The sequence below is a fragment of the Mesorhizobium sp. M0960 genome (assembly GCF_040319055.1).
GTDB lineage: Bacteria > Pseudomonadota > Alphaproteobacteria > Rhizobiales > Rhizobiaceae > Mesorhizobium.
This window is the reverse complement of the sequence record NZ_JAMYNN010000001.1, coordinates 264,150-276,213: the sequence shown is the minus strand read 5'-3', so window position 1 is coordinate 276,213 and position 12,064 is coordinate 264,150. Positions and strand designations below refer to the sequence as shown.

At 63.3% G+C, this 12,064-nt stretch carries 13 protein-coding genes; 4 read left to right on the top strand and 9 right to left on the bottom strand.

Annotation, left to right across the window (positions count from 1 at the left end):
* Positions 1-27: 27 nt before the first annotated feature.
* Complete coding sequence (locus NKH63_RS01520) at positions 28-759, top strand: SDR family oxidoreductase (protein WP_023721222.1); 732 nt, start codon at positions 28-30, stop codon at positions 757-759.
* A gap of 122 nt (positions 760-881) precedes the next feature.
* Here NKH63_RS01520 and NKH63_RS01515 read toward each other — a convergent pair whose 3' ends face one another.
* Complete coding sequence (locus NKH63_RS01515; RefSeq protein ID WP_023721223.1) at positions 882-2,102, bottom strand: alanine racemase; 1,221 nt, start codon at positions 2,100-2,102, stop codon at positions 882-884.
* A gap of 224 nt (positions 2,103-2,326) precedes the next feature.
* On the opposite strand from NKH63_RS01515, the gene NKH63_RS01510 reads away from it, so the two are divergent.
* Positions 2,327-3,244, top strand: coding sequence for a DMT family transporter (locus NKH63_RS01510; protein WP_023721224.1), 918 nt, complete (start codon positions 2,327-2,329; stop codon positions 3,242-3,244).
* An 8-nt stretch (positions 3,245-3,252) separates the two neighbouring features.
* On the opposite strand, the gene NKH63_RS01505 is transcribed toward NKH63_RS01510, so the two are convergent.
* The 4 genes from NKH63_RS01505 to NKH63_RS01490 all read right to left on the bottom strand — a co-directional run bounded on the left by NKH63_RS01505 (position 3,253) and on the right by NKH63_RS01490 (position 6,909).
* Entirely contained in the window at positions 3,253-3,942 is a 690-nt protein-coding gene (locus NKH63_RS01505) for an RES family NAD+ phosphorylase (RefSeq protein ID WP_352481553.1), read from the bottom strand.
* Positions 3,943-4,380: an MbcA/ParS/Xre antitoxin family protein gene (locus NKH63_RS01500; protein WP_023676794.1), complete on the bottom strand. Its 438-nt coding sequence runs from the start codon at positions 4,378-4,380 to the stop codon at positions 3,943-3,945.
* Between the two features lie 589 nt (positions 4,381-4,969).
* Positions 4,970-5,887, bottom strand: coding sequence for a methylenetetrahydrofolate reductase [NAD(P)H] (metF, locus tag NKH63_RS01495; RefSeq protein ID WP_023676795.1), 918 nt, complete (start codon positions 5,885-5,887; stop codon positions 4,970-4,972).
* Positions 5,887-6,909: an ArsR/SmtB family transcription factor gene (locus NKH63_RS01490; RefSeq protein WP_352917621.1), complete on the bottom strand. Its 1,023-nt coding sequence runs from the start codon at positions 6,907-6,909 to the stop codon at positions 5,887-5,889. The genes metF and NKH63_RS01490 overlap by 1 nt, the downstream gene beginning before the upstream one ends.
* A gap of 140 nt (positions 6,910-7,049) precedes the next feature.
* On the opposite strand from NKH63_RS01490, the gene tsaA reads away from it, so the two are divergent.
* Positions 7,050-7,574 carry a tRNA (N6-threonylcarbamoyladenosine(37)-N6)-methyltransferase TrmO gene (gene tsaA / locus NKH63_RS01485; RefSeq protein WP_352495781.1) on the top strand — a complete coding sequence of 175 codons (525 nt, stop codon included), beginning with the start codon at positions 7,050-7,052 and terminating at the stop codon, positions 7,572-7,574.
* A complete protein-coding gene (locus tag NKH63_RS01480) occupies positions 7,571-7,882 on the top strand; it encodes a DUF2293 domain-containing protein (RefSeq protein WP_352481556.1) in 312 nt (103 codons plus the stop codon). The genes tsaA and NKH63_RS01480 overlap by 4 nt, the downstream gene beginning before the upstream one ends.
* A gap of 108 nt (positions 7,883-7,990) precedes the next feature.
* Here the strand turns inward: NKH63_RS01480 and NKH63_RS01475 are convergent, their stop codons facing one another.
* The 4 genes from NKH63_RS01475 to NKH63_RS01460 are packed head-to-tail and all read right to left on the bottom strand — an operon-like array spanning position 7,991 to position 12,043.
* Positions 7,991-8,536 carry a gluconokinase gene (locus NKH63_RS01475; protein WP_352495780.1) on the bottom strand — a complete coding sequence of 182 codons (546 nt, stop codon included), beginning with the start codon at positions 8,534-8,536 and terminating at the stop codon, positions 7,991-7,993.
* 5 nt (positions 8,537-8,541) lie between these two features.
* A complete protein-coding gene (locus tag NKH63_RS01470) occupies positions 8,542-9,528 on the bottom strand; it encodes an ABC transporter permease (RefSeq protein WP_352495779.1) in 987 nt (328 codons plus the stop codon).
* Complete coding sequence (locus NKH63_RS01465; RefSeq protein WP_023721232.1) at positions 9,525-10,505, bottom strand: ABC transporter permease; 981 nt, start codon at positions 10,503-10,505, stop codon at positions 9,525-9,527. The genes NKH63_RS01470 and NKH63_RS01465 overlap by 4 nt, the downstream gene beginning before the upstream one ends.
* Positions 10,502-12,043 (bottom strand): sugar ABC transporter ATP-binding protein, encoded by a 1,542-nt coding sequence (locus NKH63_RS01460; RefSeq protein ID WP_352481559.1) that lies wholly within the window; start codon positions 12,041-12,043, stop codon positions 10,502-10,504. Before NKH63_RS01460 ends, NKH63_RS01465 begins: the two co-directional genes overlap by 4 nt.
* Positions 12,044-12,064 lie beyond the last annotated feature (21 nt).

Genomic DNA, 12,064 nt, shown 5'->3' with positions numbered 1-12,064 from the left:
CGGCCGTAGCCAGACGAAGGAACAGCCATGCATCGTCCACTCGAAGGCAAGACCGCACTTGTGACCGGCAGCTCGCGCGGCATCGGACGCGCCATCGCCGAGGGGCTCGCGGCCAAGGGTGCTGCCGTGGTCGTCAACTATGTCGGCAACGAGAAAGCAGCCAGGGAAGTCGTTGCCGCCATTGAAGGGATTGGCGGAAAAGCCGTCGCCATCCAGGCGGACGTCTCCAGCATCCCCGACATTCGCAAGTTGTTCGACGAAACCGAACGGCAGATGGGGCCGATTGACATCGTCGTAGCCAATGTCGGCGTCGCCGTCATAAAGCCGCTCGTCGAGGCCACCGAAGCGGACTTCGATCATGTGTTCGGGGCCAATGCCAAGGGCACCTTCTTCACGCTTCAGGAAGCGGCGCGCCGCGTTCGCGACGGTGGCCGCATCATTGCCGTCTCCACCGGTGGAACGAAGATGTTCTTCACGCACACGGCGCTTTATCTCGGCAGTAAGGGAGCCGTCGAGCAGTTCGTCCGCGTCCTCTCGCGCGAACTCGGCCCGCGCGCCGTTACCGTGAATGCGCTTTCGCCAGGCTTCACCGACACCGACCTGCTTCCGGAGCGGGACCGGGCCGTGGCCGCCGGCATGTCGCCCTTCGGCCGGATCGGAGGGCCGCGCGACGTCGCCGATGTCGCGGTTTTCCTGGCTTCGGACGAAGCTCGCTGGCTGACCGGCGAGAACATCCAGGCCGGCGGCGGAGTAGCCTGACTGAATGGTGAATGGTGAATGGTGAATGGTGAATGGTGAATGGTGAATGGTGAATGGTGAAAAGAACAACACCTGAGCCGCGCAGAGCACAAGAGCTACTACTATTCACTATTCACTATTCACTAATCCGCCATCGTCTCGAGGCTGGCGAACCCTTGCGGCGCGTCGCCTTCGTCGAATGGCGTTGCCACCTCGACGAAGGTGTCGGGATAGAAGCCGTTGAACCGTGTCCTGAGCGACAGCGAGTAGGCGCCGATATGGCCGATCTCTATCCAGTCGCCGGTATCGACGGTTTCGGGCAGCCAGAACGGCCGCGACAATATATCGACGGAATCGCAGGTCGCGCCGCAGACCTTGAAGGGCACGATGGTCTTGTCCTCGCCATTGCGCGAGCGGATCGCCGGATCGGGGATGAAGCGCGCCGGCAGCGTGATCTTGCCGGTCCATGAATCCGACAGCGACGCCCAGATGCCGTCATTGATGTAGAGCCTTTTGCCCTTGCGCAGCAGCACGCGCACGATCAGCGACAGGCAGCGCGCCACGATCACCCGGCCGGGCTCGGCCACCAGCGGCATCTGGTCGAATTGGTACTCCTGGAGGTCGCCCGATAATCGCGACATGATCTGGCCGAGCGACGGCATCTCCGGCTTGCGGCTGTTCGGGTCATGGCCATATTCGGCCGGAAAGCCGCCGCCGACATCGAGCCCGGCAATGTCGAAACCGACGCGGTTGCGCACCCAGTCGGCCGAAGCCAGCGCCCGCTCATAGGTGTCGGGATCCTCGATCTGGCTGCCGACGTGAAAGCACAGCCCGACCTTGTAGCCGGTTCGGTTCAGCCGTTCGGCGAGTTCCACCGCATTGGCCGGTCCGGCGCCGAACTTCTTCGACAGTTCGTAGGCCGCCGAGCCTTTCGTCTGGATGCGCACGAACACGGTGATCGCGCCCGGATCGATGTCGAGCGCCCGCACCACCCTGGTCAGCTTGGTGATCTCGTCCTCATGGTCGAGCGAAATGACGCGAATGGCGTACTTTTCCAGCGCCAGCCTGATGTCCGACTGCGCCTTGACCGGGTGCATGTAGAGCATCTCGGCGTCCGGCGAGACGGCGCGCACGGCAGCGAATTCGCCGGGCGAGGCCACATCGAAGGCGCTGACGCCGGCCTCGACCAGTGCGTTGAGCACGATCTGCTCGCCATTGGTCTTGACCGCATAGGCGGTCTTGCCGGGAAACATGCCCATGAACTGTTTGGCGTCCGCCTTCAGCACCTGCGGGCGGAAGCAATAGATCGGATCGTCCGGGCGCAGCGCCAGCGCTGCCTCGCGGGCATTTTCGAATCGCTGCATGGACGAATCCCTTGACTGAGGCTGCGCACAATTAATCCAAGCTAGCGGCTAATGAAAACAATTCTATGTCTCGCCGCCCCGGCTTCGCGGCGCTACGCCTTTCTGTACGCCGGTTATGGGCGAGCTAGGCCATCGCTCAGGTTTCGGGTGGCCCTTGCGGCCGGATCGGGTATGGCGTGAACAGACGCCTGAAGAGCAAGGCATCTCGTCTGGGAGGACGACCAATGGCGATAGCTGCCACCACCACGATGCGCGGGCCGATGGTGCTCAAGGACTGGGCGCAGCTTCTGCTGCTCGGCGCCATCTGGGGCGGTTCGTTCTTCTTTGCCCGCATTGCGGTGGCGGAACTTCCTCCGCTGGTGCTGGTGCTGTTCCGCGTCACCATCGCGGCGGCGGCACTTCAGCTCTATCTTGCGGTTCGCGGCCCATCCTTTCGCCTCGCTTTGCCGCATGCCGGCCTGTTCTTCCTGCTGGCGCTCGCCAACAATGTCATCCCTTTCTCGCTGATCTTTGCCGGCCAGACCGAGCTTGGCGCCGGCGTCGCCTCGGTGCTCAATTCGACGACGCCGTTCTGGACGCTGATCCTCGCCAACGCCCTGACCAGCGACGAAAAGCTGTCCTGGAACAAGCTTGCCGGCATCGCCCTCGGTATCGCGGGAACGGCGGTGATGATCGGTCCCGGCCTCGTCGCCGGGCTCGGCGGCCCGGTCTGGGCGAAATTCGCGCTCATCGGAGCGTCACTATCCTATGCGGTTGCGCTGATGATTGCCCGCCGCTTCAAGGGTGTGCCGTCACCGGTCATTGCCACCGGACAATTGACTTGCTCGACCATCATCATGATCCCGGTCGTTCTGTTCACCTACGGGACCGCCAATCTGTTTTCGGCTTCGCCGCCGGTCTGGGCGGCGGTGCTGGCGCTGGCGCTGCTGTCGACCGCGTTCGCCTATATCCTCTATTTCAACCTTGTCGCCTCGGCCGGCGCCACCAACGCCTCGCTGGTCACGCTCATCGTGCCGGCCAGTGCCATCCTGCTCGGCTTCCTGTTCCTGGGCGAGCGGCTCGAACTGTTCGAATTGGGCGGCATGGCGCTGATTGCGCTTGGCCTCGTCACCATCGACGGTCGCCTGTTCGGGCGGCGTTAGAGATGGCGCTATATGGGCGTGATCGCCGGAACAGATGAACCCTGCCATTCCAGACGCCAGATACCGCCTTGCCGGAGATTCTGAACGAGATCTGGATGGAAGGCGGCAAGGCAGGTCCCGCCAACATGTCTCACGGAAGGATAGACAAAACCGGTCGCGGGGTCTTGCTTGCGGAGTTGCTTCGCCAGCGCCTGCCCGGCAGGATAGGCTAAGGCAGTATCCGGATCGAGCACCGGGTCCTTGCTGAACTCAGCGCCGCGCAGATCGTGAAACGAGCCTATGAAGTCGGCAACGAGCTCCGCATAGTCGGTAACGTTTTCGAACCGTTCGATCGCAGCAAGCTCGCGCGTCAGATGAAACGAGACCTCGCCGAGCGCGGTTTCCGCATCGAACGCACAGTACCAGACGCCCCTGGCATCATCGTTGAAACGATTGCCGCCCGGACGGGTGTAAGCGAACGCCGCATTGATGAAGGTGTAGCCCGGCCTCCCGAAGACCAGTTCGCGCGGATCGAGGTCGGGCAATCCCCCTTGCTGCGCCTGAAGACGGCCGCTGGTGGCTCCTTCAAGCTCCGCAAGGTCCTCCATATCTCCATGATTCCTGGCCAACGGCATCAGGACCGGCTCCTTGAGCCTGCCTGTCGAAATCAGCCGGATCGTGTCGCGCTGGGAAATGTCGGCGCGCGGCGGGATCTGCATTCAAAGTCCGCCACGCAAAGCGTCGATGTGTTGGCGAACCTGCAGCAGCTTCGGAATGCCGCCCTCGATCATCACGTCCAGGGGGCGCCGGCCACCATACAGAGGTCCTTTGTTCGGCAACCGCACCCATTCATCGGCAAGCGCTTCGGAAAACAGAAGCCGCAGTCCCTTGAAGATGCCGATCAGGGCGCTGATGCGTGTCAGCGAATCCTGGGAGAGAACGCCCTCCCACTCGCCTTTCTTCATACGGAACCAGGTTCTCTCCGATACGTCGCCGATCAAGGTGCAGATCTCGGTGCTGGTCAGATGCCAGATGTCTGCGAGCCTGACGATGCCGGCAACAGCCGCTGGCGTGAGCCGCGCCCGTGCCGAGGCATCCGCCAGATTTGCCGGCAAAGCCTGATTTGCAGGATCGCGAACCGCATAAGCGACACTCATTCCAACCTCCATCACTTGGCAGACAATATACTGCCAATTGGCAGGATATGCAAGTCCCGGCTATCCTCACAACGCGCTGCTGGTTGCCCCATCGCATTCGTATGGCGTGCAGCACCCGGTTGGACATGCAAAGGACGCTCTGACGCTCCGAACCTTCAGTCGGTCCGAAAATCGAATCCGATTTCTGGAGCGGTAGCGCTGCCATTCTCGTTACTGCCCCGGCTTTGCCACAGATTATTCACAGGTCCCGAGCCGGCTTTTGACAAAGAGTTTCAATGCCTAACGGCAAACGGCAGGTCGCAAATTCCACAATCTCGTCGCATTGCAGCAAAGTTTCTGCTTGCCTGTGGCACAAATGACCCTAGACTCTCGCCATAGCTCTTTAAGAGGAGGCTATGACATGGGACTGACGAGGCCGATCAACGCATTGATGATTTGTGCTGCGTTTGCATTCATCGGCGCCCTCATTATGGGCGTCCTTCCATAAGGCCGCTAAGCGGGGGAAGACCAGCACCGAATACTACAACCATTGAAAGGGCCGGGCATTTTGCCCGGCCTTTTGCATTCCCCCGATCTTTGACATTTCGCATTACGCCGCGGCCGATCCAGCTGCCTCGACTTCGTGCGACCTGATGCCGATCATGTGGCAGATGGCAAAGACCAGATCGGCCCGGTTCATCGTGTAGAAGTGGAAATCGCCGACGCCGCGCTCGACAAGGTCCAGCACCTGCTCGGCCGCAACCGCGGACGCCACCAGCGCATGCGTTTGCGGGTCGTTCTGCAGCCCATCGAAGCGCTCGGCCAGCCATGCCGGCACCAAGGCGCCGCAACGCGCCGAGAAGTTGGCGACCTGGGTGAAATTGTGCACCGGCAATATGCCCGGCACGATCGGTATGTAGATGCCGGCCCGCCGTGCCCGCTCGACATAGCGTTCATAAAGATCGTTGTCGAAGAAGAACTGGGTGATCGCCCGCGTCGCTCCATTGTCGGCCTTGCGCTTCAGCATGTCGAAGTCGGTGGCGAAATCCGGGCTTTCGGGATGCTTTTCCGGATAGGCCGAGACCGAGATGTCGAAATCGCCGGCGCCCTTCAGCGCATCAACCAGCTCGGCGCCATTGGCATAGCCTTCCGGATGCGGCCGGTAGGCCGCGCCGACGCCCTCGGCCGGATCGCCGCGCAGGGCGACGAAACGCTTGACACCCATATCGGCGAATTCCCGGATCACCGCATCGACCTCGTGACGCGCCGCGTCGACGCAAGTCATATGCGCCGCCGGCGTCAGCGTCGTTTCGTTGAGGATGCGCTTGACGGTGCGGGCCGTGCGCTCGCGGGTCGAACCACCGGCGCCATAGGTGACTGAAACGAATTTCGGCTTGAGCGGCTCCAGCCGGGTGACCGTATCCCACAGCCTTGCTTCCATCTCGTCGTTTTTCGGCGGAAAGAACTCGAACGAAACCCTGACCTTATCGCCGATGTCGGGGCGGCGGGAGAAGCGGAACTGGTTCATCAGGCGGTTTCCCCTATCGGATACGCATTGGCCGGTTGTCTGTCGTTGGAAGGCTCGGCAATCAGCATGCGCCGATCGCGGCCGAGCCAGAGTTTGACGGTGAGCTTGGCCTCGTTGCCGCCGCGCGGCTCGAATTCCTGGCTGTCCTCGAGGTCAAGGCCGGCCTCGGAAAACCAGTCGCCGATTTGCCGGTCGGAGAAGCCGAGACGCATATGCGCGTGCTCGTCGCGCAAAAACTCCAGCGTGTGCGGCGCGAAATCGACGATCACCAGCCGGCCGGCTGGGCGCAACAGCCGTGCCGCCTCGCGGATGGCGCGGGCAGGATCGTCGAGATAATGCAGCACCTGATGGATGGTAACGAGATCGAAGGCGTCGCGTTCGACCGGCGGCGCAAAAATATCGCCCTGCCGCACCTGCGCATTCGAAACGCCGGCCTTGTCGAGATTGGCGCGCGCCACCGTCAGCATCTCGCGCGACATATCGATGCCGACACCGCGCCGATAGAGCGGCGAAAATATCTCGAGCAGCCGTCCGGTGCCGGTGCCGAGATCGAGCATCGACTGAAACGGCCGCTTGCCGACGAGCTTGACGAGTGCTGCTTCGACCGCGCGGTCCGGCACGTGCAGCGAGCGGATATGGTCCCAGCTTGCGGCGTTTACCGAGAAATATTCGGCAGCCCGGTCCTGCCGCTTGCGCTTGACCGCGGCCAGCCGTTCGAGATCACGCTCGACCTGCGGATCGGCGCCGCGGATGCCGGAGACCAGCCTGAGCACGAAATCGCGCGACGTGTCGGAATCCGAAAGCCGGAAGAAGGCCCACGAACCCTCCTGGTAGCGGCCGATCAACCCGGCCTCCAGCAGCAATTTCAAGTGGCGCGAGACGCGCGGCTGCGACTGGCCGAGGATTTCGGTGAGATCGGAAACGGTCAGGTCGCCGCGCGACAGCAGTGCCAATATGCGCAGCCGGCTGGATTCGGCCGCCGCCTTCAATGTATCTACCATCGTGTCGAGAGCGACATGCATGCGAGCATTCTCTTTGAAAAAGATATAAACATATGTTTATGTCGATTTTGATAGGCTTGCAAGCGCTATGTCGCTTCCGGACAAGAAAATGACGCATGCGTGGCGGATCGCGCAAAGCCGCAAGCATCGAGGCGAGAACCATGTTCGAAACGCGCAGCGGCGAAAAGCTTCTGGAAACCGACCCGGAAACGATGCCGCCGGATGGCCATGTCGTCTTCATCGGCCGCATCGCTTCGCCTTGGACGACACGGGAAACCTGCCCCAAAAACATGAGGGCCGCGCGGGAGACAGGACAGCCGGCGCACTTGGTCATCGACCCGCTCTACCGGGATGGCCTGCTTGGGCTGGAACGCGCCAGCCACGTGATCATCCTGTCCTGGCTGCACCATGCGCCGCGGCAACTGATTGTCCAGAAACCCCGCCATGCAGTTGAACCGAAGGGCGTCTTTTCACTGCGCTCCCCTGCCCGGCCGAACCCAATTGGGCTGCATGTAGCCAGGCTGGTTGCCGTCGACATCGATATCGGCCGCATCGATCTCGACGCCATCGACGTGCTCGACGGCACGCCGGTCATCGACATCAAGCCCTATTTCGCTTCGACCGATGCCTTCGCCGAGGCGACCATGGCCGGGCGGGACGAGTCACCCAGATCGGATGAGCAGTGAGCGCCCCGACCGGCCGCCGCCGCGCCATCGCCAAGGCACTGACAGCGCTCCTGCCGCTGGCGCCCTATGCCGACATGGAAAAGATCCGTGCCGATGCCGGCGCCGTGCATATGAAGACCTTGCCACCGAGCATTGCCGTATGGCTGGCGACAATAGCCCACATCCGCCATATGCACACCGACTACGAAAAGCTGCTGGCCGAAGGCTATGACCGCGATTCCGCGCGCTTCTTCGTCATCGAACAGACCAACATCGTGCTCACCCGCTGGCGCGCCACCCGCTTGCTCGACGATGGCGATGAGGCATAGAGCGATGCAAGCACACGCGTCGAGTTCTACGCTCTTCACCATTGTGATTGGCGAAATCCAGGGATGACAGCCAATCTCGAAAGTTGCAGGACTGAACGAGGCGCTAAACTAGCGTGCCAGCAAGCTCAAGGCAGTCGCGACGATGTCGGCGACCGGACGCGTGCCATCCAAGGTTATTGCCGCCTCGTCCGTCGCTGGCGCCTCCAGCGTGGCGAACTGGCTGTCGACCAGGCTTGCCGGCATGAAGTGGCCCTTGCGATTGCCGACGCGCCGCATCGCCGTTGCCGGGTCGATCTCCAAATAGACGAAAACGATATCCGGGCAAAAGCCGCGCAGGCGATCGCGATAGCTGCGCTTCAGCGCCGAGCAGGCGGCGACCACACGTTGCCCGCTTGCGATCGACGCGGCCATGCGCTGGCCGATCGCGTCGAGCCAGCCTGCGCGCAGCGCGTCGGTAAGCGGTTGTCCGCTCGCCATGCGCGCGACGTTTTCGGGCGGATGCAGCCTGTCGCCTTCGATAAAGAGGGCGCCCAATGCCGCTGCAAGCGCTTCGCCGACGACCGACTTGCCGCAGCCGGCAACGCCCATCACCACGATGGCGGGTATCGTTCGAACAGTGCTCGCCGGCTTATATGACACGTCGTTCCCGGTCATGCAGGTCAGCGGCTTGCCGGCGCGCGGCCATAGAGCAGCAGCATGGCGACGATGACGACGCCGTAGATGATCTGCCGCCCCGCCTCCGGCATCTGCATGACGGAAAGGATGGATTGCAGGAGCGTGATCAGGATGACGCCGGCGACGGTACCGAGATACGAGCCCCGTCCGCCGAGGATCGAGGTGCCGCCGAGCACCACGGCAGCGATCGACGGCAGCAGATAGGCATCGCCCATCGACTGTGCCGCCTTGGAGGCATAGCCGGCCAACAGCACGCCGCCGAAGGCCGAGAGCCCGCCCGAAACCGCAAAGGCGATCATCACCACGCGCCGTGTGTCGATGCCGGAAAGATAGGCGGCACGCTCGCGGTTGCCGATGCCGTAGACAGTGCGGCCGAAGCCGGTGCGGGTCAGCACGAACACCATTGCGGCGCCGATCAGCGCCCAGATGAGAACTGCGTTCGGCACGCCAGGAACGGCAAAGCCGGTCGCCAGATAGCGCATCGCACCGGTTGCCGAATCCTGCGGCGAGAAACCGCCCGTATAGACCACCATCAGCCCCTGCGCGACCGCGTTGGTGGCGAGCGTGATGATCATCGAGGGAATGCGCAGATAGGCGACGCCAATGCCGTTGACGATGCCGATCAGGACACCGCAGAAGATGCCGAACGGAATGGCAAGCGCCACGCCGACAGGGCCGTACGCGGCTGCGGCACAGGCCATCATGGCGCCGACCGCCACCGACCATGGCACCGACAGGTCGATCTGGCCGAGCAGGATGACCAGCATCATGCCGGTGGCGATGACGCCGAGAAACGAGGCCACCTTGAGCTGCTGCAACAGGTATTCAGGCGACAGGAAGCTGCGCGAATAGAGGCTGCCGAGGAAAAGCAGCAGCACGATACAAGCGAACGCCGTCAGCACCGCCGGGTCGGCGCGGCGGAGGAATTTCGGCATGCGGCCGGCGAGACCACTCACAGTCGTTTCGCTCACAGGAACCACTCCAGCCGGTTGCGGACCCGGAACAGGGCGAAGGCGCCGAGGCTGACCGCGATCAGCAGGATGACGCCCTGGAACAGAGGCTGCCAGAGCGGATCGAAATCGAAGACGAACAGCAGGTCGCCGATGGTGCGGAAGGCAAGCGCGCCGAAGATCGCGCCGATGGCGCTGCCCTTGCCGCCGAACAGCGACACGCCGCCAAGCACGACCGCGGCGATTGAAAACAGCGTATAGGCGTTGCCGCTCGCATAGGCCGCATCGCCGGTATAGGTGAAGAACGTCAGGAACAGCCCGCCGATCGCGGCAAGCAGCCCGGCAAGCGCATAGGCGGCGAACTTTCCACGCCGGATCGGCACGCCGGACATGTAGGCCGCCATCTCCGAGGAGCCGGCTGCATAAGCGGCGCGGCCGAGCACCGACCGGCTGAACGGCACCCAGACGACAAGCACGACCGCCACCAGCGCCACCAGGCTCGCCGGCACAATACCAAACAGGCGCCCGGTTAGCGCGTCGGCGAGCCCCTCATTGACCGAGCCGCCCGGAAACGGCCGCAGCAGCAGCGCGATGCCGAAATAGACCGCGCCGGTGGCGATGGTGGCGACGATCGGCTGCAGGCGCCCATAGATAACGATGGCGCCGTTGATTGCCCCGCACAGCAGCCCGGTGCCGAGCACGGCGATGACGCCGAAGGCGGTCTCGATGCCGGTGCCGACGACCAGCCACGACGCCAGGCAGTTGGTCAGCGTGAAGATCATGCCGACGGAGAGGTCGATGCCGGCGGTGATCACCACCAGCGTCTGCGCCATGGCGACGAAGGCGAGCAGCACGCCCTTGTTCGAAGCCGTCTGTACGACGTTGGCGGTGAAGCCCGCCGGATGGTTCGAGGTGTAGATGACGAACATGACGACGAAGATGCCGAACGCCAGCAGCGTTCCGCGCTGTTCGGCAAGCCAGTAGCGCCAATCCTTCACGCGTCCGCTCCTTGCTTTGGCATCTCTTCGTGAATGTTGAGCGCGCTGGCGATCAGCGCCCGCTCGGTGATTTCGGCGCCGACCAGTTCACGCTTCACCGCCCCGTCATAGAGCACCAGCACCCGGTCGCAGCAGCCGATCAGCTCGTCATAGTCGGTCGAATAGAACAGAATTGCCGCGCCCTGGTCGGCAAGCTTGCGCATCAACTGGTAAAGCTCCTGCTTGGTCCCGACATCGATGCCGCGTGTCGGGTCGTTGAGCAGGATGATCCGCGGCTGCCGCATCAGCCATTTGGCGATGACGACCTTCTGCTGGTTGCCGCCGGACAGCGCGCCGACCGGAATGTCGAGGCCGGCCGTCTTGATCGCCAGAAGACCGACCATGTCGTCGATCAGCCGCTGCTCGGCGGCGCGATCGATGATGCCGGCCCTGGACAGCCGGTCAAGGGCGGCGAAGGAGAGGTTTTCGCGCACCGTCATCGGCAGCATCAAGCCTTCGGTCTTGCGGTCCTCCGGGATCAGCGCCATGCCGATCCGGTCATCGCGCGCGGCGGCCGGGCTGGCGATCGCCACCGGCCTGCCGTCGATCAGGATTTGGCCCGACAGGCCGCGCAGCACACCGAAGAAGGCGAGCAGCAATTCGCGCTGGCCCTGGCCGTCGAGGCCGCCAAGCCCTACCACCTCGCCCGCCCCGACCGACAGCGAGACATCGTGCAGCCGATCCGTCCATGACAGGCTGCGCGCCTCGAGAACCGGCGCGGCTGTAGCAGCCGCCCGCGCGGGCTTGGGCGGAAAGATGTGGCTGTATTCGCGCCCGATCATCAGTTCGACGACCTCATTGTCGCTCTTGGTGCCGGCCGCATAGCTGGCGACATTGCGGCCATTGCGGAACACCGTGCACTGGTCGGCCAGCTCGGCGATCTCGTTCATGCGGTGCGATATGTAGAGCAGCGCCAGCCCTTCCGAACGCAACCGCTTCAACACGGCAAAAACCCTGGCGACGTCAGCGGCGGTCAGAGCCGAGGTCGCCTCGTCGAGGATCAGGATGCGTGGCTTGCGCGCCAGTGCCTTGGCGATCTCGACCATCTGCCTTCTTGAAAGAGGAAGATCCTTGACCAGCGCCAGTGGATGGATATCGGAGGCGCCGGCGCGAGCCAGGGCTTCTTCCGCAACGCGGCGCTGTGCCTTGCGGTCGATCATGCCGAAACGCTTGGGCGGATCGGAAATGGCGATGTTGTCAGCCACGCTGAGTTCGGGGACAAGCGACAGTTCCTGGAAGATGCACACGATGCCGGCCTGGTTGGCGGCGGCCGGCGAAGCGAAGGTCACTTCGCTTCCGTCCAGCATCATGCGGCCTTCGTCGGGCGCGACGACCCCCGCCATGACCTTGATCAGCGTCGATTTGCCGGCGCCGTTCTCGCCGAGAATGGCGTGGATGCTGCCTGGAGTGACCGACAGCTCGGCCTTTTCCAGCGCCCGCACGCCGCCATAGCGCTTGGATATGCCTTCCATGCGGAAGAGCGGAACCGCACCGTCCATCGGCCCTCCCCAGGCGCTTGG